The 19578-nt window shown below is 63.5% G+C and carries 19 protein-coding genes; 6 read left to right on the plus strand and 13 right to left on the minus strand.

The window, feature by feature from the left end; translation table 11 throughout:
- Positions 1-3 precede the first annotated feature (3 nt).
- The 4 genes from NKJ32_RS16045 to NKJ32_RS16060 all read right to left on the minus strand — a co-directional run bounded on the left by NKJ32_RS16045 (position 4) and on the right by NKJ32_RS16060 (position 4330).
- A complete protein-coding gene (locus NKJ32_RS16045; RefSeq protein ID WP_023676091.1) occupies positions 4-1101 on the minus strand; it encodes an ABC transporter ATP-binding protein in 1098 nt (365 codons plus the stop codon).
- Between the two features lies 1 nt (position 1102).
- The gene (locus tag NKJ32_RS16050; protein WP_023676090.1) at positions 1103-1969 is read right to left on the minus strand and encodes a carbohydrate ABC transporter permease; all 867 of its coding nucleotides are present in this window, start codon (positions 1967-1969) and stop codon (positions 1103-1105) included.
- Between the two features lie 2 nt (positions 1970-1971).
- Positions 1972-2868, minus strand: a complete 897-nt coding sequence (locus NKJ32_RS16055) for a carbohydrate ABC transporter permease (protein WP_023676089.1) — start codon at positions 2866-2868, stop codon at positions 1972-1974.
- Positions 2869-3010: 142 nt separating this feature from the next.
- Positions 3011-4330 carry an ABC transporter substrate-binding protein gene (locus NKJ32_RS16060; protein WP_352782128.1) on the minus strand — a complete coding sequence of 440 codons (1320 nt, stop codon included), beginning with the start codon at positions 4328-4330 and terminating at the stop codon, positions 3011-3013.
- Between the two features lie 157 nt (positions 4331-4487).
- On the opposite strand from NKJ32_RS16060, the gene NKJ32_RS16065 reads away from it, so the two are divergent.
- Together NKJ32_RS16065 and NKJ32_RS16070 are read left to right on the plus strand one after the other, a co-directional pair.
- On the plus strand, positions 4488-5276 hold the full coding sequence (locus NKJ32_RS16065) for an IclR family transcriptional regulator (protein ID WP_352488516.1): 789 nt from the start codon (positions 4488-4490) through the stop codon (positions 5274-5276).
- 65 nt (positions 5277-5341) lie between these two features.
- Positions 5342-6178: an amidohydrolase family protein gene (locus NKJ32_RS16070; protein ID WP_352743911.1), complete on the plus strand. Its 837-nt coding sequence runs from the start codon at positions 5342-5344 to the stop codon at positions 6176-6178.
- A 68-nt stretch (positions 6179-6246) separates the two neighbouring features.
- Here the strand turns inward: NKJ32_RS16070 and NKJ32_RS16075 are convergent, their stop codons facing one another.
- Genes NKJ32_RS16075 through NKJ32_RS16110 form a run of 8 tightly spaced genes read right to left on the minus strand, consistent with a single transcriptional unit; the run spans position 6247 to position 13782 of the window.
- Positions 6247-7212: an ABC transporter permease gene (locus NKJ32_RS16075; RefSeq protein WP_352743909.1), complete on the minus strand. Its 966-nt coding sequence runs from the start codon at positions 7210-7212 to the stop codon at positions 6247-6249.
- A gap of 5 nt (positions 7213-7217) precedes the next feature.
- On the minus strand, positions 7218-8168 hold the full coding sequence (locus NKJ32_RS16080; protein ID WP_352786780.1) for an ABC transporter permease: 951 nt from the start codon (positions 8166-8168) through the stop codon (positions 7218-7220).
- Positions 8165-8908, minus strand: a complete 744-nt coding sequence (locus NKJ32_RS16085) for an ATP-binding cassette domain-containing protein (RefSeq protein ID WP_352786781.1) — start codon at positions 8906-8908, stop codon at positions 8165-8167. Before NKJ32_RS16085 ends, NKJ32_RS16080 begins: the two co-directional genes overlap by 4 nt.
- Positions 8901-9638 (minus strand): ATP-binding cassette domain-containing protein, encoded by a 738-nt coding sequence (locus NKJ32_RS16090; RefSeq protein ID WP_352786782.1) that lies wholly within the window; start codon positions 9636-9638, stop codon positions 8901-8903. The genes NKJ32_RS16085 and NKJ32_RS16090 overlap by 8 nt, the downstream gene beginning before the upstream one ends.
- A gap of 57 nt (positions 9639-9695) precedes the next feature.
- Entirely contained in the window at positions 9696-10883 is a 1188-nt protein-coding gene (locus NKJ32_RS16095) for an ABC transporter substrate-binding protein (RefSeq protein WP_352786783.1), read from the minus strand.
- A 20-nt stretch (positions 10884-10903) separates the two neighbouring features.
- On the minus strand, positions 10904-12046 hold the full coding sequence (locus NKJ32_RS16100; RefSeq protein WP_352755525.1) for an extracellular solute-binding protein: 1143 nt from the start codon (positions 12044-12046) through the stop codon (positions 10904-10906).
- 20 nt (positions 12047-12066) lie between these two features.
- Positions 12067-13227 carry a CaiB/BaiF CoA transferase family protein gene (locus tag NKJ32_RS16105; protein ID WP_352755397.1) on the minus strand — a complete coding sequence of 387 codons (1161 nt, stop codon included), beginning with the start codon at positions 13225-13227 and terminating at the stop codon, positions 12067-12069.
- Between the two features lie 3 nt (positions 13228-13230).
- Entirely contained in the window at positions 13231-13782 is a 552-nt protein-coding gene (locus tag NKJ32_RS16110) for a MaoC family dehydratase (protein ID WP_352455282.1), read from the minus strand.
- 189 nt (positions 13783-13971) lie between these two features.
- Here NKJ32_RS16110 and NKJ32_RS16115 point away from each other — a divergent pair, with 189 nt between their 5' ends.
- Positions 13972-15069, plus strand: a complete 1098-nt coding sequence (locus tag NKJ32_RS16115) for a lactonase family protein (RefSeq protein WP_352755399.1) — start codon at positions 13972-13974, stop codon at positions 15067-15069.
- 7 nt (positions 15070-15076) lie between these two features.
- Here the strand turns inward: NKJ32_RS16115 and NKJ32_RS16120 are convergent, their stop codons facing one another.
- Positions 15077-15790, minus strand: a complete 714-nt coding sequence (locus NKJ32_RS16120) for a GntR family transcriptional regulator (RefSeq protein ID WP_352828022.1) — start codon at positions 15788-15790, stop codon at positions 15077-15079.
- A 258-nt stretch (positions 15791-16048) separates the two neighbouring features.
- On the opposite strand from NKJ32_RS16120, the gene NKJ32_RS16125 reads away from it, so the two are divergent.
- The 3 genes from NKJ32_RS16125 (at position 16049) to NKJ32_RS16135 (ending at position 19577) form a co-directional block, all read left to right on the plus strand.
- Positions 16049-17137, plus strand: a complete 1089-nt coding sequence (locus tag NKJ32_RS16125; protein WP_352782120.1) for an ABC transporter ATP-binding protein — start codon at positions 16049-16051, stop codon at positions 17135-17137.
- Between the two features lie 36 nt (positions 17138-17173).
- Positions 17174-18463: an ABC transporter substrate-binding protein gene (locus NKJ32_RS16130; protein ID WP_352451581.1), complete on the plus strand. Its 1290-nt coding sequence runs from the start codon at positions 17174-17176 to the stop codon at positions 18461-18463.
- 202 nt (positions 18464-18665) lie between these two features.
- Entirely contained in the window at positions 18666-19577 is a 912-nt protein-coding gene (locus NKJ32_RS16135; protein ID WP_352782118.1) for an ABC transporter permease, read from the plus strand.
- Position 19578: the final 1 nt, after the last annotated feature.

The raw sequence follows: 19578 nt of genomic DNA on the forward strand, positions 1-19578 counted from the left end.
ATTTTAACCTCGCAATGTCCTGCCTGTTTCGGCGGAAAACAGATGGGCCTGCGACAGGTCCAGGCTCATCTTGACCCGGTCGCCGGCTTTCAGCGGCTTTGGATTGAGCATCCGCGATACCCAGTCGCTGCCGTTGAATTCGGCGAACACCAGCGTCTCGTTGCCGAGCGGCTCGGTGACGGTCACCGGCAACTCCACCTGGTGGACGTCGACGTCTTCGCCGGAGCTGATGCCATGCCCGGTCGGATAGATGTCGTCGGGCCTGAGGCCGAACACGACTTTGTCGCCGGTTCCGACATTGGCCTTGAACTGGCTGGGCAGAGGCAATCTCTCGCCGCTGGCGAACAGCAACTGTCCGTCGTCGACAACCGCCTCATGCAGGTTCATCGGCGGCGAGCCGATGAAGCCGGCGACGAAGCGTGTCTGCGGCCGGCGGAAGACCTCGTCGGGTGTGCCGACCTGCTCGATGAAACCGTCACGCATGATGACGATACGGTCCGCCAATGTCATCGCTTCGACCTGGTCATGGGTGACGTAGATCACCGTCGACCGGACCTTGGCATGCAGTTTCTTGATCTCGGTGCGCATCTGCGTCCGAAGCTTGGCGTCGAGATTGGAAAGCGGCTCGTCGAACAGGAAGACGTCGGGATCGCGCACGATGGCGCGGCCCATGGCGACGCGCTGGCGCTGTCCGCCGGACAGCTGCGACGGCCGGCGGTCGAGCAATTGGTCGAGGCCGAGAATGCCGGACGCTTCGGCGACGCGACGGTCCATTTCTTCCTTCGCGGCGCCGGCTATCTTGAGCGAGAAGCCGAGGTTTTCGCGCACGGTCATATGCGGATAGAGCGCATAGGACTGGAACACCATCGAGATGTTGCGCGAGCGCGGCGGCAGGTCGTTGACCATGCGGCCGCCGATCTCGATGATCCCGTCGCTGATCGCCTCGAGGCCGGCGATCATGCGCAGGGTTGTCGACTTGCCGCAACCGGACGGCCCGACCAGCGCGATGAACTCGCGGTCGGCGACCTCGAGGTCGATGCCGTGCACCACCGCCACCGGGCCGTAGCTTTTGGTGAGGTTCTTGAGCGATACGGTTGCCATGTCAGCCTTTCACCGCGCCGGAAGTGAGGCCGCCGACGAGGTGTTTCTGGACGATGAAGGTAAGCGTGAGCGCCGGTATGACCATGACCACGGCGAGCGCGCACATGCCGCGCCAGTCGATGGTGAATTCGGCCGTATAGTCGAGCAGGCCGACCGGCAGGGTCTTGGAGTTGATCGAGCGCGTCAGCTGCGAGGCGAGCGCGAACTCGTTCCAGGAGGTGAGGAAGGCAAAGATGCCGGCCGAGGCGATGCCGGGCCCGGCGAGTGGAAACTCGACCTGCCAGAAGGCCTGCCAGCGCGTGCAGCCGTCGATCTGCGCGGCTTCGGCGAGATCTTTCGGCACCTGGCGGAAAAAGCCGTCGATCAGCCAGACGGTGAACGGCACGTTGAGCGCGACATAGACCAGGATCAGCCCGAAATGCGTGTCGATGATGCCGAGCCGCGCAAAGACAAAGAACAGCGGCAGCGACAGCGCGATGCCGGGCACCGTGCGCGTCAGCATCAGGCCGAGGAACATCGCCGACTTGGCGCGAAAGCGGTAGCGCGCAAAGGCGTAGCCGCCGGCCATGCCGATGACGATGGCGATCACCGTCGAGGTCACCGAGATGATCAGCGAATTGCGGAAGTAATCGAGCACCGGAATGCCGCCCTGGCCGACGCCGCTGAACATGGCGACGTAGGCGTCGAGCGAGAGTTGCTGCGGGATCCACACCGGCGGCTTGGCCATGATTTCGACGGTCGGCCGCAGCGAAGACAGCACGATCCAGATGCCGGGCAGGCAGATGACCAGCATGGCCAGGAACAGTCCGATGCCGTGAACGATTCCGAGCGCTTTGTTGCCGACGCGATGCAGGCTGTTCTGGTCCATCCTCACCACTCCGCCGCGATCTGCGTGCGCGCTGCGGCGAGCTTGCGGTAGAAATAGACGGTGAACAGGATCGACAGCAGGATCGAGAAATAGGCCATGGCATTGGCCATTCCCATCCTGGCGTCGCTGTAGGCGGTGCGGGCGACCAGCGTCCAGACCAGTTCGGTGCGGCCGGCGGGGCCGCCGTCGGTCATGATCTTTACGATGTCATAGGCGCGCGCGACGTCGAGTGAGCGGATGGTCATGGCGATAAAGGCAAACGGCATGATGAACGGCCAGGTGACATAGCGGAATGTCTGCCACGGCGTGCAGCCGTCGACGCGGGCCGCCTCGACCGGTTCGCGCGGCATCGCCAGCAGCCCGGCCAGGATCAGGATCGCGAACACCGAGGTCGACGACCAGATCTCGGCGATCAGGATGGCGATGAAGGCGAGATTGCCGTCGATCAGCCACGGGATGGCGCGATCGGTCAGGCCGAGCCCCTGCAGGGCATTGTTCACCAGGCCGATATTGTCATTGAACATGAATTTGAACTGGAAGCCGACGAGGATCGGCGAAAACATCATCGGAAACATCATGATGGTGCGCAGGATCCGCTGGCCGCGCGATGCCTTCTCCACCAGCAGGGCCAGCCCGAGCCCGATCAGCATTTCCAGGTTGAGCGCCACCGTCAGCAGCACCACGGTGCGGGCAAAGGCGACCCAGAAAGCGCGGCTGGTCAGGATGGTGACGTAGTTGCGCGCGCCGATGAAGACCCAGAACGTCTCCGGCCTGGTCAGCCGGAACGGCGTGAAGCTGGAATAGAGCGAAAGCAGCAGCGGCACCACCACCACCGCCGCCAGAACGATCACCGCCGGCAGCAGGAGCAGCAATGGCGGCGAAGGTCTCCAGCCTTTCATGGCGATCCGGTTCTGGTTGGTGCCCGGACACCGAAGGCCGCCATCGGCGAGCTGGGATCAAGACAAAGCGTGTTGCGCATGGTTCGTAAAAAGTTCGGGGACGCCGCTCTTCGATGAGCGCGGCGCCCCCTTGGGAGAATGGTCAAAGCTTGCCGGCGTCCTCGAGGATTTGCGTGGCCTTGGCGGCAGCGTCGTCCAGCGCCTGCTTGGAGGTCTTGTCGCCAAGGATGGCGGCCTGCAATTCGGGATAGACGGCGTTGGAGATTTCGATCCATTCAGGTATCTGCGGCACGGCAAAAGCGTGCTTTGCCTCTTCCTGGAAAGCCGCCAGCACTTCCTTCTTGTAAGGATCGTTGGCCGCCTGCTGGATGTCCCAGTCCCACACCGCCGTGCGGGTCGGCAGTGGGCCGCTTGCCGCCTCGAGCTTCTGGCTGTCCTCATTGGTCAGGAACCAGACCAGCGATGCCGCGGCTTCCTTGCTGGCGCAGTTTTCGGTGACCGAAAATCCGTGGTGCCCCGACCAGCCGGTGCGAATGCCGGCCGATCCCTTCGGCGCCACCTTCACGCCGACATTGCCGGCGACCTTCGACGACTTCGGATCGTTGAAGAAGCCTGCCCAGCCCGGCCAGTCGAGGTTGATTGCGACGGTGCCCGAGGCAAAGCCTTGGCCGAGATCGTCCCACAGATAGTTGGTGGTGCCGGCCGGCACCGCCTTGGCCTTGTAGAGATTGGCGAACCAGTCGAGCGCGTGCACGCCGGCTTCCGAGTTGAAGGCCGGCTTGTCATCCTTGTCGAGGTATTCGCCGCCGTCGGCGATGAGCATCTCGTAAAAGCGGCCGTTGATCGCCTCTTCCTTGCCGGCGAACTGGGTACCATAGAAATCGGGCGGGCTGGCGAAGAATTCCGCCTGCTGGGCGACCTCGTCCCAGGTGTCGGGCGGTGTCAGTTCCTTGCCGTACTTGGCCTTGTAGGCGGCCTTCTTGGCTTCATCCTGGTAGAGGCTCTTCTGGTAGTAGAGCGCCGAGACGTCGAACTGCGCGCGCGGCAGCATGACCAGCTTGCCCTCGAGCGTCGAGGCCTTGATCGTCGACGGCACGAAGGCGTCGATCTCCTCCTTCGGCAGCAGCTTGTTGAGATCGGTGTAGATATCAGGATATTGCGGCGCGAAGGACGAGTGGTTCGACCCGACGCACCAGTTGATGCTGCCGGAGGCGATGTCCGACTTGATCTCCTTGTCGAGCTCGAAGTGGTTTTTCTTCGAGATCACGTTGACCTTGGCGCCGGTCAGTTTTTCCCATTCGCCGATGCGCGCGTACAGCCCTTCATATTGCTGGCCGCCGATCAGCTTGGCGTCGATGGTGACGCCGTCGAATTTACCGGGCAGGTCGGCAGCAAGGGCAGCACTCGCACCAAGTGCGAGCAGCGTTACGCCGGCCGACAGGCCGCAAAACAGTTTCGTCATTGGTATCCTCCCAAGAGTCTGCGTCGATCGCGTAGTGAGGTCGATCGGCAGGTTCATTCATATACAAACAAAATATTTATAAGATCGTCAAGCCGAAAGTTCTTCCGGAAGCAACCGTTATGCGTATATGAAATATGAAATTCACTGGAGAAGCCCAATGGCAGAGGACGAGGAAGACGAGCGCTATCGAGCCCCGGCGTTGGACAAGGGGCTCGACATTCTCGAGCTGCTGGCCGGCGTCGACGGCGGCCTGACGCAGGCGGAAATCGCCAAGAAACTCGACCGCAGCCCGAACGAGTTCTATCGCATGCTGGATCGGCTGGTGCGGCGCGGCTATGTCACGCGGCCGGATGGCGACCGTTACTCGCTGACGCTCAAGCTGTTTGGCCTGGCGCAGCTGCACGCGCCGGTGCGCCGGCTGGCTTCCTACGCGACGCCGCTGATGCGCGAACTGGCCGAAACCACACAGCAGGCAAATCAGCTGGTCGTCTTCGACCGCGGTTCCGCGGTGGTGATCGCACAGCAGGAGGCGCCGGATTACTGGGGCATCTCCATCCGCGTCGGCTCGCATATCAGCCTGTTCGACACCGGGTCCGGCCATGTATTGCTGGCGTTCCGCCCGCCGGAAGAGCGGCAGATGATGATCTCAGAACATCTGCGCAGTACCGACAAGCCGCCGCAATCGCCGGAATTCTTCGCCCGCCTCGACCAGATCAGGGAACGCGGCTACGAGATGATGGCGTCGATGCAGACGGCCGGCGTGTTCAATCTGTCGACGCCCGTTCTCGGCTCGGATGGCAAGGCCATCGCCGCACTGTCGATCCCCTACATAACCCTGGTCAACGCACCCAAGGCGCCCGACATCACCAGGACGATAGAGCTGCTGCTGGCAGCGACCGAAAAGCTGTCGCAACTGGCGGGATCGACCGTCAAGCAATCGCGATGAATTCTTATTTGAATGAAGAATTTCTCCGTGAGATGATCTCGAAGTCGCCAGGGAGGAGCGCCGCCATGATCTTCGACACCCATCTGCACCTGATCGACCAGTCCGCGCTGCGCTATCCCTGGCTGGCCGGCGTGCCGGCGCTCAACCGCGATTTCTCCTACGTCGAATATGCAGTCCAGGCCCGCCGTGCCGGCATCGAGGGCGCATTGCATATGGAGGTCGATGTCGATCCTGCCGACATCGAGGCTGAAACCAGCCGTGTCAAAGCGCTGTCGCGGGAAAAGGCCAGCTTGCTGCGGGGGGCAATTGCCTCCTGCCGTCCGGAAGAGCCCGGCTTTGCCGCCTATCTCGAGCGCCAGCGCGCCGATCCTTTCGTCAAAGGCTTTCGCCGCGTGCTGCACGTCATGCCGGACGAGCTTTCGGAGGGCGCGCTGTTTCGCGAAAACATCAAGCGGCTTGCCGGCAGCGGCCTGACCTTCGACCTTGTCGTTCTGCCGCACCAGATCCCCAAGGCGATTGCACTCGCCGACGTCGCGCCGGATGTGCAGTTCGTGCTCGACCATTGTGGCGTGCCCGACATCAAGGGTGGTGCCGAGCACCCCTGGCGCGAGCACATGGCGGAGATCGCGCGGCGCCCGAACGTCGTCGGCAAAATTTCCGGTGTGGTCGCCTATGCGGATGCCGGATCCTGGACTGTCGAAACGCTGCGTTCCTATGTCGAGCACACCATCGAATGCTTCGGCTGGGACCGCGTTGTGTGGGGCAGCGACTGGCCGGTCTGCACGCTTGGCGGCGGGCTTGCGACCTGGGTGGCGGCAACGCACGCGCTGCTCGCCGGCACCAGCGCCGATGAAAGGCAGCAACTGCTGTCCGGCAACGCCAAGCGGCTGTGGAGTTTGTAGAGCATTTTGCAGCCAAGTGATGGAATCACATGGCGTCGCACAAATGCGGCTAAAACGAATAGGTGGCCTCAGATCGTCGCCGACACGTGCCGCTCGCGACCGTAGAGCGAAACCAGGAGCACGATGACCAGGCCAAGTGCCGCCTGCACGGTCGAGGGCCGGAAGCCGAGGCCGATCAGCAGCGTGTTGATCTCCGTCAGCACCAGCACGCCGGCAATGGTGCCGAAATAGCTGCCGCGGCCGCCGACAAGGGCGGCGCCGCCGACCACCACTGCCGCGATCGTCTGGAACAGATAGGGCTGGCCGACATCGCCATAGGCAGAGCCGGTGAAGCCGAGCAGCAGCACGCCGGCCGCGGCGGCGAAGAAGGCGCTCGCGGCATAGGTCACGGTCCACATGCGGACCGGATCGATCAGCGCCAGCGGCGCAGCACCTGGATTGCTGCCTAGGGCGTAGAGACGGCGGCCGTATGGCGTGCGCGCCAGCACCAGCGCCACCAGCAAGGTCAGCACCGCGACGCATGGCACCAGCCCCGGCACCGGCAGCGGTCCGACCGAACCGCCGATCGAAACGAAGGCGGAAACCGCGGCAGGCGCCGATCCGGATGGAAAGCCACCGGTCCACAACAGGACGGCACCTTGCACGATCATGCCAGTGCCGAGCGTGACGATCAGCGGGTGGATATCGAGCCCACGTGAGATCAGGCCGTTCAGCGCCCCGATCAGTATGGCGAGCGCGACGACGACTGCGCAGACAAGGGCAAAATTCCAGCCGACGCCGTAGAGCTGTGCGGCAACGACATTGGCAAAGCCGATGATGAAGGGGATCGACAGATCGATACCGCCCAGGATTACGACGAGGGTCTGGCCGATCGATGCCACCGCCAGCAGCGAGGCGATCACCAGCAGCGCCCGGATGGCGAACGGCTGGGAGTAGCCCGGGATGAGCAAGGTGCCAAGGAGATGCAAGGCGACAGCGACGGCAAAGGCACCGGCGACACGCGCATTGGTGGATTGGAACCAGGTCTGGCGCATGCTTCTCAGCCTTTCCCTCCCGAGAGCCGCTCCTGCAGCGCCGTCATGATGACGGCCACAACCAGGATCGCGCCATAGGCGATCTGCAGCACATAGGTGGAGACGTTGAAGGCGGTCAGCACGCTCTGCAGCAGGAAGATGTCGACAGCGCCGATGGCGGCGCCGGCGAGCCCGCCGCGCCCGCCGGCAAGGCTGACGCCGCCGAGCGCCACCGCGGCAATCGCGATCAGCGTGTAGGTTGGCCCGATATTAGGGTCGGCCGAACCGATCAGCGCGGTCAGCATCAGGCCGGCACAGGCGGCAAGTATGCCGGTCATGACATAGGCGATGAAACGCACTTTCGTCACCGGAATGCCGGCCGTGTAGGCGGCGCGGTCATCGCTGCCCACCGCCATCAGCTGGTCGTAATAAGGCGTCTGTCGCACCAGCCACCAGAACAGCAAGATCAGCGCCAGCGGCAGCGCCGACCAGGGTCCGGCCATTGCCTTCAGCCAGCCCGGCGCCGGCCCGACCGGCGCCGGCAGGACGGTCAGCGTCATGCCGGTGAGGATCAGATAGGTGCCGAGCGTCGCAACGATCGGCTGGATGCGGACGATGGTCGCCAGAAAGCCGTTGGCAGCGCCGACGATCGCGCCGATCAGAAGCGCCGCCGGCACGATGACCAGCGGCGAAGATATGCCAAGCCTGAGGAACAGCAGCTGGATCACCATCGCATTGACGAAGCCCATCAATGGCCCGACGGAAATGTCGATGCCGCCGCGCCCGGCGAGGATCACTGGAGCCGAGGCGAGCGCTGCGCCGATCAGCGGCGCGGCGAGCCCGATCAGCGCGCCCCAGGCGGCAGGATGGAAGCGCGCCGGATTGAGCAGCAGATTGACCGCGATCAGGATCACCAACAGCACTGCCGCAAAGCCGGCGCCGCGCCATCGCGCCGCCATGCGCCGCAACCCGCTCATGCCGCGCGCCCGAACATGGCGGCGATCACCGTATCGCTTTTCATCTCGTCTCCGGTGATTTCAGCCGCCACCTGCCGTTCGCGGAACACCAGCACGCGATGGCAAAGCAGCAGGATCTCCTCGATCTCGCTCGATAGGATGACCAGCGCCATGCCGTCCGCCGCAAGCCTGCGGAACACGTCATAAAGGACGTGGCGCGTTGCCACGTCGACGCCGCGGGTAGGGTCGTTGAGGAGCAGGATCGCCGGTTCCAGCGCCAATGCGCGGGCCAGCAGCACCTTCTGCTGATTGCCGCCGGAAAGCGTGGTGATCGGGGCGTCCGGCCGTGGCGCGATGATCGACAGTCTGTCCCGGTAGCTCTCATAGCGCTGCCGCCGCGCGGCGAAGCTGAGCAGGCCGAAACGCATATCGCGCGACAGCGTCGAGACGGCAAAATTGTCGAGCACCGATTGGGTCGGAAAAATGCCGGTGGTGCGCCGGTCGCGCGGCAAATAGGCGATGCCGCCGGCGACCGCCTTGCGGAAATTGGTGATCGCGCGCGCTCCGGTTGGCGCCTCGACGGTCACCTCGCCGCCGGCCGGGCGTTCCAGGCCGGCCAGCACTTTCAGGAACCGCTCCTGTCCGTGGCCGTCGAGGCCGGCAAGGCCGACGATCTCGCCCGGCGCAATGGTTTGCGTCATGGGGCTTGCGCCCGGCGCGATCACCAGGCCACGCACCGAAAGGCTGGCGCGATCAGCCATGCGCCAGCTCCGCCGCCGTGCGTGGCGCCATCGCTCTGAGAAGTTCGGATGCGGTGGACGTGCCGCGTTCCTCAGTCGTCACCACGCTGCCGCCGCGCAGCACGGAAATCCGGTCCGAAAGCGACATCACCTCGTCCATGCGATGGGTGATGAACAGGATCAGGCAGCCTTCGGAGGCAAGCTTGCGCATCATGGCAAAGACCGCCTCGCGATCGGCAAAGTCGAGCGCCGCTGTAACCTCGTCAAGGATGAGAATGCGCGGGTTGCGCACCACGGCGCGGGCGAGCACTACCAATTGCTGAACCGCAAGCGGCAATTGCCCCGCCAACTGGTCGAGCGGGATCTCGGTCACCGCGAAGCGCTTCAGCACCGCTTGTGCGCGCTGCCGCCGCTCGGCGCGCGGCACGGTGCGCGTCAGCAAGCCGTCGAGGCCGAGCAGGATGTTGTCGGTCACCGAACGGTCAGGCGCGATCAGCACTTCCTGGAACACGGTGGCCAACCCGGCGGTCTGGAACGCCGCCGGCGAGAGGCCGGTAAAGGGCGCTCCGTCGAGCAGGATCGCGCCGCTGTCCGGCTGGACGATCCCCGACAGCAGCTTGACCAGGGTGCTCTTGCCCGAACCGTTCTCGCCCAGGATGGTGTGGATCGTGCCGGCGCGGAATGCGATGGAGGCATTGGCCAGCGCAATCGTTTCGCCGTAGCGTTTCGAGATGGCCTGGACTTCCAGCATGAGCAATCCTGATCGAGAAAGCCGGCACCGCTGGTGCGGAGCCGGCCCGCATAAATGCTACTTGGCGCAGGCGTCCGGCACCTTCGAATAATCCCAGCCCTTGGTCGGTGCCGGATTGGCGAAGTAGGCATCGAGCCATTCCTCCGGCATCGGATCCTTCGGCGGGACCGGGAAGATCGAGACGGCGTCCGGCGTCATGCAGTCCTTGTACCAGGCGCCGAGGTCGGCATTGTGCACCGGCGGAATCGGGATCAGCAGCGTGTTGAGCTTCGGCTTCTGCCCATCCAGCATGCGCGCCCCGACACGAAACAGCGTCTCGGCCGTCCAGTGCGGCAGAACCGCATGGCCTTCGAACCGGTATTTGTCGGGATTGGCCTTCCAGTAGCCGAGCGCATCGCCGGTGATCGAGCCGGTGATCAGCGGGGCAGGGCGGCCGGCCTCGGCAAAGGCCTCGGCGACGACGCGGCTTTCGCTGCCCGTCGTCCACACTGCATCGATCGGCGCCGGATTGGTGGCGATTGCCTGCAGCACCGCTGTCTTGGTGACGTTGGCCGTCCAGTTGCCGTTGACGCTGCGCGAGACCTTGAGCTTTGAATTTTCGGCCAGCGCCTTGTCGCCGCCCTGGCGCTCCTGCACGACGATCGGGTGACCGGCAATGCCTTCGACCAGAAGCACGCTGCCGCCGTCCGGCATTGCTTTGCCGATCGCGGTCATCATGTCGTAGCCCCAGCGCGCATAATTGGAATCGACGTTGATCGCATTCGGGCTGGTCACCGACCCAGCTGCCGTGATGAAGGGGATGCCGGCTTTGGCTGCGGCATCGATGGCATCGTCCAGCGCCGTCGCCGAGCCGGGGATCGAGGTGATGATCGAGCATTTCTTGTCGATGAAGGCGCGGATCTGGTTGATCTGCTGACTGGCGTCGTTGTTGGAATCCGATACCTCGAAGCTCGCCACGGTGCCGTCGGCGATCAGGCCGTCGACCAGCCGCTTCAACTCCTTGGTGACGGTGACGCGCCACGGATTGCCCTGGTAGGACTCGGAGTGGCACCATTTCCACGGCTTTGGCGCCGGCGTGAAATTATCCCAGGCCGACGGCAGCACCTTTTGCGGCGCGCCGTCATATTGTGCCTTCAGTTCGGTCGGCAATCCAGCAATCACGCCCGAAACGTCTTGAGCGCAGGCTATGGTCGTGACCGATGCAAGTGCGGTTGCGGCCATAAGGCCGCGGATCAGGCTGTTCATGTTCTCCTCCGTTCGGTTGTTCAGGCTCCTCCGCCGGCAACGCCGGACACCTGCGTCGAAAGGCTCTCCCGAAACAGGCGATTGAGATCGGCAACGACGCGAGCGGCATTGTGCCTTTCGCTCAGGCCGAGATTTATGCGATCGGACGCCGCCTGCTGGAACGCCATGTAGCCGTCGTGCCGCGGCCTCACCCAGGCACCTTCGAGCGTAGCCCGCGTGTCCTTGTAGAAATTGCCGGCGGCGGCGTTGACGGCGGCATCCGCCCAGGCTGCCGCATGGCCGGGCTGGCCGCCGGCCGAGGCGTAAGGGCCGCGCTGCACGTCACCGCTGGCGATCCAGTAGGCGAAGTCGATTGCTTCCTGTCCGGCCTTCGAGAAGGCCGACACGGCGATGCCGGTCCCGCCGAGCGCCGAGCCTTTGGGGCCGGCATCGCCAGCGGCCGGGATATCCGCGAAAGCCAGGCGGTTGGGTCGAAACCCGGCGATGGCATAGGAGACATAGCCATAGATCAGCGGCGCGCAGGCGATCCGCGAGCCGGATCCGGCCATTTGCTCCAGAACCGCGATCGGATCCATGCCAAGACAGGCCGGGTCGACGAGGGCTGCGATCTCGCGCATCATCTCGAAGACCTGCTTGCCCGCTGTCGGATCCACATGGCCGCCAGGGCCTTCACCGGCGGGCCGGCCGAGATTGCCGGCAAGCGTGTAGAACACCATCAGCGCATGCGGCGGCCTGAGCGGCAACAGCACGTGGCCTTGCCGGGCCAGATCGAGGGCATCGGCCCAGCTCGCCGGCGCTGCCGAAAGCATGTCGGGCCGCCATGCCTGCACCTGGCTGGCCGCGTCGATCGGAAACGCCCACTGCCGGCCTTGCCAGTTGTAGCTCGGAAAGGACCGGCCGACACTGCCCGCCGCAAGTGCTGCACGTTCGGCTTCCCGGCCGGCGACATCGAGCGGCGCCAGGCAATTCTCGGCGGTGATCTGGCCGACATGCGGATGGTCGACGACGATCAGGTCGTAGGCACGGGCCAGTTCTTCGACCGGGAAGGATTCGAAATCCTGCAGCGAGCGCTTGTCCCATTCAACGGCGATGCCAGTTTGTTGCTTCCACAGTCTCGAACAGGCGACCATCGGGTCATAGCCGCGCGGATGGCTCCAGGTCATGCCTTTGAGCGTGACGTCGCTCACAGCCCGAACTCCGCGCGGATTTTTGCGCTGTGCTCGCCGATGCGTGGCGCGGCCCGCTCGACCTTCGCGCGGATGCCGTCTACCCTGAGCGGCGAGCGCGTGGTGAGGATCGAAACGTCATCCTCGCGCGTCACCGTCTGCAGCATGTCGAGGACCTGGAAGCCTTCGCTGGCCATCATTTCCGGCCAGCTCAAAACCTTGGCGCACCAGATGTCGGCAGGCTCGAGAATGGCAAGCCATTCGTCGACCGTCTTCGTTGCGATCTTTTGCGCGATGATCGCCTTGATCTCGTCGCGGGCGGTGAACCAGGTCGACGGCTGGTCGCGATAGGGCGCAAGCTCCTCGAGCCCGAGGAGATCGGCGAGTTTCGAGATCGGCGTCATAGCGATCGCCAGATAGCCGTCCTTGGCCGGATAGACGCCGTAGGGCGCCGAGAGATAGGCGTGCGCGCTGCGGAAGCTCGACCGCCGCGGCAGCCGGCGCCCGTCATTGAGATGCGTGGTCAGCACCTCGAACTGGAAGTCGACCAGCGCTTCGAGCAGGCTGGTCTCGACATGGCTGCCCTTGCCGGTCACGCCGCGCCGCACCAGTGCGGCGAGGATGCCTTGCGCGGCGGCGGAACCCGCCAGCATGTCGGCGATCGCCAGGCCGAAGGGCACCGGCCCTTGGTCCTCGTCGCCGTTCAGCCACATCACGCCGGAGCGGGCCTGCGCCAGCAGATCCTGCCCGGGCCGCTTGACCCACGGGCCTTCCTCGCCATAGCCGCTGATCGAGGCATAGACCAGGCGCGGATTGATCTTGCGCACCGCCTCGTAATCGAAGCCCAGGCGTTCGATGACGCCGGGCCTGAAATTCTGGATCAGCACGTCGGCCTTGGCCAGCAGGCCGCGCAGCGCCGCAAGGTCGGCCTCGTCCTTCAAGTCGATGGCAAGGCTTTCCTTGGCGCGGTTGATCGCATGGAAAATGGTGGAATCGCCGCCGATCTCGGTGTCGCTGAGATAGAGCCGGCGCGACAGGTCGCCGCCGTCCGGCCGTTCGATCTTGATGACGCGAGCGCCGAGGTCGAGCAGTCTGAGCGAGCAGTAGGGCCCGGACAAGAATTGGCTCATATCGACAACGATGAGCCCGGTCAGCGGCAGTTCGGCAATGGCAGCCATTGCCTATTTCTCCGTCTTGCCGGCGAAATCGGCCGGATTGCGGTACTTCACCGTCTGCAGGTGCTCGCAATAAAGCACGAGCTCGCCTTCACCCTTGAAGACTTCATAGCTGGCGCGGATCAGCCCCATTTCCTTGTATTTTGGCTTCTTGTCGAGGTTGGAGCGGATCGAATAGATCGTGTCGCCTATGAACACCGGCTTGATGAAGCGCAATTTGTCGTAGCCATACGAAAAGGCGTTAATGCAATTGGTGGCGACGAGACCGAGCCCGGCAGAGAACACGAAGGCCCCTGCCACCAGCCGCTTGCCGAAAATGCCTTGCGTTTCGGCGAACATCTGGTCCTGCACGTATGGATGGATGTCGAGCACCAGCGTGTTGAAGAGATGGCTGTCGCCCTCGGCAATGGTCCGGCGCAGCGAGCGGATCTTCTGGCCGACCGGCCAGTCTTCGTAGAACCAGTTCTCCGCGTTCCAGACGGGAAGGTCGGCGTGATCCCTAGGCATGTTGGCGGGGTGTGTCGATGCCACGCCCACGGTTGGCGCGAAACCGCTCATGACGACTTCCTCTGGGAGCGGGAATCGTCCATCAGGGCGCGCCGCAGACCAGCGAAATGCATGATCGATCCTCCCGTCAATCTTCTTTTGTGAATAGTATTTTCACATATGGGGTTGTGTTGCAAGCGTGAACAGGCGAAATTTTGCCGCTCCGTCGGGGCCAATGCCGGCGGAACAAGGGAGGAAGTGATGCAGAATGCCTGTCTGGTTTTCGTCGGCAGCCTCAATCGCGACGCCCCGTATTTTCAGGGCGCGCGCGGCATCGGGCTGGGTGTCTACAGTTTCGACGAAGGGACGCTGCAGACGAAGAAACTGGCCGAGACGGGAGACATCGACAATCCCACCTTCCTGTCGGTGACGCCGGCCGGCTCCCACGTCTATGCCAACTCAGAAGTGTTCACCTGGCGCGAAGGGGTGGTCTCGGCCTACCGTTTCGACAGGCAGACCGCCACGCTGTCCTACATCAACAAGCAGCCGACGCTGGGCAGCATCACGGCGCACAACACCATCACGCGCGACCGGACCAAGCTGCTGGTCGCCAATTACGGCATGGGCGAGGGCGGCCCCGATCGCTCGGTCGTGGTCTATGGGTTGGGTGAGAATGGCGGCCTGACAGCGCCGTTGTCGAGCGTTGCCCATAGCGGGACCGGACCAGATCCTGCCCGCCAGGAGCGGCCGCATGCCCATAGCGTAACCGAGACGGTTGCCGGCGGCATGGCGATCGTCGCTGACCTCGGCATCGACCGGCTGGTGTCCTATCGCATCGGCTCAGACGGCAGCCTGACGAAGCTCGCCGAGTCGGCGCTTGCGCCAGGCGCGGGTCCGCGCCATCTCGCACTGCATCCGGGCGGTCGCTTCGTGTTCGTCATGAACGAGCTGGATTCGACGGTTGTCTCGCTGGCGCTGGACGAAGCATCAGGCAAGCTTACGGTGATCGACAGCAAGCCGGCCGTGCCGCCCGAGGCGCGCGACGGCAATCACTGCGCCGACATCCAGATCTCGCCTGACGGCCGCTTTCTCTACGGCTCCAACCGCGGCCATGACAGCATCGCCGTGTTTTCGATCGACCAGCAAACCGGCAGGCTTGCCCTTGTGGGCTATACGCCTTGCGGCGGCGCCACGCCGCGCAATCTGGCACTGACGCCCTCGGGCGGCCATCTGTTCTCGGCCAACCAGAATGCCGACCGCATCTCGATTTTCGCCCGTGATGCCGCAACCGGCCGGCTGACCGACACCGGCCGATCCATCGAAATTGGCACGCCGATGTGTGTGAGGATCGTGCGTTGACGCGATCTCAGAACTCGAGCGCCTGCCTGAGTGCCGGGCCGCTCCTGACGCGCAGATCGAGGTCGGCCTCGATATGGTCGATGTGGTGCAGCATCAGCGCGCTGGCGCGTTCGGCATTGCCATTTTCCAGCGCCTCGAGGATCTGCGTGTGTTCGTTGTGGCCGCAGCTCGAGATGCCCGAGCGGCCATAGAGTGCGATCACCAGCGATGAACGAGCGACCAATTCCTCCATGAAGCGCTGCAGGATGACGTTTCCCGCGACCGACGCCAGAAGCAGGCGAAAATCCCCCGACGCCTTGATCTCCGATCGCCTTGCGTTGGGTCCGCGTTCGGCGATGAAACGGCCTTCTTCGTCGAGCTGGGCCTTGAACGCGGCGACATGCGCCGGCGTCATCCGTCCGGCGGCGGCAATCGCGATGCCTGGTTCGATGAGCCGGCGCGAAGCAAAAACCTGCCGCGCTTCCTCCGGCGACGGATTGGCGACGAAGGCGCCGCGATTGCGCTCGGTGCGCACCAATCCTTCGAAGGAAAGCATCTGCAGTGCCGCACGCGCCACGGTGCGGCTGACATCGAACAGCGTGCCGACTTCGCCTTCGGAAAGCTTTGTTCCCGGCGCCAGCCGGCGATCGACGATCGCGTCGCGCAACTGGTCGCGGATCGCCTGCGCGCGATCCTCGTTGGCGGCCTCGATAGCAGGGAAGGTCTGGTCGGCAATGTTCATGGCAGTGGTCCTGCGTTCTTCTACCCTGAATCGCATCGCTTGGACGAGAGACAAAGTGAATACAGAAATGAAAAAGATTGCATACGATCTTTGCGAAGATCGGCGGCAATCGCCTATAATTTGTGCATTGCACAAGGGCGACGTATCGGCAGCTATATAGAGGCGGCCCTGATTTCTTCGAGGATTCAGTCGGTTGGTGTGGCGGCGCGCAACTGGCACGCATGATGCTTTGGCTAATCCGACCAAAGGGGAAGCTGGATGTCCAAAGCCGCCGAAATCGACATTGTGTCCGTTTCGAAAGTCTATGGCGCGACGACTGCCGTCGAAGGCATCAGCCTGAAAATCCCTGCGGGAACCTATTGCTGCCTGCTCGGTCCGTCCGGCTGTGGCAAGACCTCGACACTGCGCATGATCGCCGGGCACGAGAGCATATCGCGTGGCGACGTGCGTCTCGGCAACACAGTGGTCACCGACCTGCCGCCGGCCAGGCGCGGCACTGCCATGATGTTCCAGTCCTACGCACTGTTTCCGCATCTCGACCTGATCGACAATGTCGCCTTCAGCCTGAAGATGAAAGGCGTCGGCAAGGAGGAGCGCCGCGCCAAGGCACTCGACATGCTGAAGCTGATGCAGATGGAGGCCTATGCCAGCCGCCGCCCGGCGCAGCTTTCCGGCGGGCAGCAGCAGCGCGTTGCTCTTGCGCGCGCATTGATCACCGATCCCGAGGCGCTGTTGCTCGACGAACCGCTTTCGGCGCTCGATCCTTTCCTGAAGATCCGCATGCGAGCCGAACTGAAGAAGCTGCAGACGTCGCTCGGCATCACTTTCGTCCACGTCACCCACAGCCAGGAAGAGGCGATGGCGCTGGCCGACCTGATCGTGGTCATGAACGACGGCCGTATCGAGCAGGCGGCGCACCCTCGCATGGTGTTCGAGCGGCCGGCCACGGCCTTCGTCGCTCGTTTCATGGGCGACCACAATGTCATCTCCGGGCGCGTCGCCGGCAGTCGCGACGGCATGGTCGTTTTCGATGTGCCCGGCGGCGTCACGCTCGCCGCCAGCGGGCAGGGCAGGGAGACCGGGGAACCCATCGACATCGCCATTCGCACCGACCACGTGCGCATCGGCGAGCCGCCGGCAGCCGGGCTCGGCTTCACCGGCATTATTGCAAACGTCGAGTACCGCGGTTCGACCGTGAAGCTCTCGGTCAATGGCGCCGGCATCGAGGATTTCACGGTGATCGTCGACGACACCAGCTTCTTCGCCAGGCCGGTTGCCGTCGGCGACGCAGTGCCGATCGCCTGGGACGCCGAGGACGCGATCGTCCTTGGCCGTCTCGATTCCTGAAATCCAGCATAACCAACCAAAACAGGGGAACTGAACATGACCAACACCACCGACAAGAAGACTGGAATATCGCGACGTTCGCTGCTCAAGACAGGTGCCGCCGCCGTCGGTTTCGCCGCCGGTTCCGGCGCCATATCAGGCTTTCCGACCATCTGGGCGCAATCGAACATCACGCTGCGCCAGTTCGGCACCGGCGTATCCAATCTCAATGCCATCGCCGACAAGTGCAAGGCCGACCTCGGCATCACGCTGGAGATGACAGCAACCGATTCCGACGCGGCCGCGCAGCGCGCCGTGACGCAGCCCGACAGCTACGACATCGCCGACATCGAATACTGGATCTGCAAGAAGGTGTTCCCGACAGGCGTCCTGCAGCCGATGGATGTCACCAAGCTGAAATATTACGACGAGCTGGTGCCGCTGTTCAAAACCGGCAAGCTGACGCCCGACAGCGTCATTGCCCAGGGCACCGCACCGCATACGGTCGGTTACGTCGAGGCCCAGGACAGCAAGGTTTTCGCCAAGGCGCCGACCAACTGGTTCACCATGGTGCCGACGATCTACAATGCCGATACACTCGGTATCCGCCCCGACCTCGTCGGCCGTGACATCACCACCTGGGCCGACATCATGGATCCGGCCTTCAAGGGCAAGACCGCCATCCTCAACATCCCATCGATCGGCATCATGGATGCGGCGATGATCATGGAAGCCACCGGCAATATCAAATATGCCGACAAGGGCAACATGACCAAGGAGGAGATCGACAAGACGATCGACTTCCTGATCAAGGCCAAGCAAGCCGGCCAGTTTCGCGCCTTCTGGAAATCCTTCGACGAGAGCGTCAACCTGATGGCTTCAGGCGAAGTGGTGATCCAGTCAATGTGGTCGCCGGCCGTGGCCGCGGTCCGCTCCAAGGGCATCGCGTGCCGGTTCCAGCCGCTCAAGGAAGGCTACCGGTCCTGGGGTGGCGGGCTTGGCCTGGCAGCCCATCTCTCCGGCGCCGAACTCGATGCCGCCTATGAATACATCAACTGGTACACGTCCGGCTGGGTTGGCGGCTATCTCAACCGCCAGGGCTATTACTCGGCCAACATGGTGTCGGCCAAGAAGTTCATGTCCGAGGACGAGTGGGGCTACTGGATCGAAGGCAAGCCGGCAAAGGGCGATATCCTGTCGCCGGACGGCAAGGTCATGGAAAAGGCTGGCGCCGTGCGTGACGGCGGCTCTTTCGAAGAGCGCATGGGCAAGGTCGCCTGCTGGAACTCGGTCATGGACGAGGACCGCTACATGGTGAAGCGCTGGAACGAGTTCATCGCTGCGTAGGTACAACGTCTTCCCCTTCTCCCCTTGTGGGAGAAGGTGGATTGGCGCGCGGCGCCAAGACGGTTGAGGGTTGCTGGCCGGAGCGCTGTTGGTGCCAAGCTGGAACACCCCTCATCCGACCGAGCTTCGCTCGGCCACCTTCTCCCACAGGGGGAGAAGGGAACACCCCTCAGTCGCATCGCCGACTTCGACCGAGATATAGATGGCAGTAGCGCTCGAACAATCCACGCACGTTACGTCTGCAAAGCCTGCCAGACGTAGGCGCTCCTTTGCGGGCTTCGCACCCTATCTCCAGGCAACACCACTTGCCCTGATCCTCGGCGCGTTCCTCCTGCTGCCAATTCTGATGATCGCCGTGGTCTCATTCTGGGATTACGATTTCGCGGCGATGTATCCGGATTTCCTGACCACCAATTATTCCGACACGCTCGGCTCCTGGGTCACCTGGAAAACCTACCTGAATACGCTGAAATACGCCGCCATCGTCTGGGCGCTGACGCTGTTCATCGGTTTCTGGGTCGCCTATTTCCTTGCCTTCCATATCAGGACCACGGCCATGCAGATGGTGCTGTTCCTTGTCTGCACGGTGCCGTTCCTGACCTCCAACATCATCCGCATGATCTCGTGGATTCCGGTGCTTGGCCGCAATGGCCTGGTCAACTCGACGCTGGTGCAAATGGGGCTGATCCCGAAGCCGATCGAATGGCTGCTCTATTCCGAATTCGCCGTGGTGCTGGCCATGGTGCATCTCTATACGCTGTTCATGGTGACGCCGATCTTCAACACGCTGATGCGCATCGACAAGTCGTTGATAGAAGCCGCGCGCGACGCCGGCGCTTCCGGCTGGCAGGTTCTGTGGAACGTCGTCATTCCGCTCGCCAAGCCCGGCATGGCGATCGGCACCATTTTCGTCGTCACCCTGGTGATGGCCGACTTCTCGACGGTGCAGGTGATGTCCGGCGGGCAGAGCGCCTCCGTCGCGCTGATGATGAAGAACCAGATGTCGCTGCTGCAATATCCGGCAGCCGCCGCCAACGCCGTCGTGCTCTTGGTGCTGGTGCTGCTGATGGTCGCGGGCATCCTGCGCATCGTCGACATCCGCAAGGAGCTGTGAG

This window comes from Mesorhizobium sp. M0159 (assembly GCF_040322295.1).
Classification (GTDB): domain Bacteria; phylum Pseudomonadota; class Alphaproteobacteria; order Rhizobiales; family Rhizobiaceae; genus Mesorhizobium.

Coding starts and splice junctions, on each gene's coding strand:
- NKJ32_RS16065 (WP_352488516.1), top strand. CDS start 4,488: ATGGCAGAGGACGAGGAAGACGAGCGCTATCGAGCCCCGGCGTTGGAC.
- NKJ32_RS16095 (WP_352786783.1), bottom strand. CDS start 10,883: ATGAACAGCCTGATCCGCGGCCTTATGGCCGCAACCGCACTTGCATCG.
- NKJ32_RS16085 (WP_352786781.1), bottom strand. CDS start 8,908: ATGGCTGATCGCGCCAGCCTTTCGGTGCGTGGCCTGGTGATCGCGCCG.
- NKJ32_RS16100 (WP_352755525.1), bottom strand. CDS start 12,046: ATGACCTGGAGCCATCCGCGCGGCTATGACCCGATGGTCGCCTGTTCG.
- NKJ32_RS16070 (WP_352743911.1), top strand. CDS start 5,342: ATGATCTTCGACACCCATCTGCACCTGATCGACCAGTCCGCGCTGCGC.
- NKJ32_RS16050 (WP_023676090.1), bottom strand. CDS start 1,969: ATGGACCAGAACAGCCTGCATCGCGTCGGCAACAAAGCGCTCGGAATC.
- NKJ32_RS16075 (WP_352743909.1), bottom strand. CDS start 7,212: ATGCGCCAGACCTGGTTCCAATCCACCAATGCGCGTGTCGCCGGTGCC.
- NKJ32_RS16105 (WP_352755397.1), bottom strand. CDS start 13,227: ATGGCTGCCATTGCCGAACTGCCGCTGACCGGGCTCATCGTTGTCGAT.
- NKJ32_RS16090 (WP_352786782.1), bottom strand. CDS start 9,638: ATGCTGGAAGTCCAGGCCATCTCGAAACGCTACGGCGAAACGATTGCG.
- NKJ32_RS16110 (WP_352455282.1), bottom strand. CDS start 13,782: ATGAGCGGTTTCGCGCCAACCGTGGGCGTGGCATCGACACACCCCGCC.
- NKJ32_RS16125 (WP_352782120.1), top strand. CDS start 16,049: ATGTCCAAAGCCGCCGAAATCGACATTGTGTCCGTTTCGAAAGTCTAT.
- NKJ32_RS16080 (WP_352786780.1), bottom strand. CDS start 8,168: ATGAGCGGGTTGCGGCGCATGGCGGCGCGATGGCGCGGCGCCGGCTTT.
- NKJ32_RS16055 (WP_023676089.1), bottom strand. CDS start 2,868: ATGAAAGGCTGGAGACCTTCGCCGCCATTGCTGCTCCTGCTGCCGGCG.
- NKJ32_RS16045 (WP_023676091.1), bottom strand. CDS start 1,101: ATGGCAACCGTATCGCTCAAGAACCTCACCAAAAGCTACGGCCCGGTG.
- NKJ32_RS16115 (WP_352755399.1), top strand. CDS start 13,972: ATGCAGAATGCCTGTCTGGTTTTCGTCGGCAGCCTCAATCGCGACGCC.
- NKJ32_RS16060 (WP_352782128.1), bottom strand. CDS start 4,330: ATGACGAAACTGTTTTGCGGCCTGTCGGCCGGCGTAACGCTGCTCGCA.
- NKJ32_RS16130 (WP_352451581.1), top strand. CDS start 17,174: ATGACCAACACCACCGACAAGAAGACTGGAATATCGCGACGTTCGCTG.
- NKJ32_RS16135 (WP_352782118.1), top strand. CDS start 18,666: ATGGCAGTAGCGCTCGAACAATCCACGCACGTTACGTCTGCAAAGCCT.
- NKJ32_RS16120 (WP_352828022.1), bottom strand. CDS start 15,790: ATGAACATTGCCGACCAGACCTTCCCTGCTATCGAGGCCGCCAACGAG.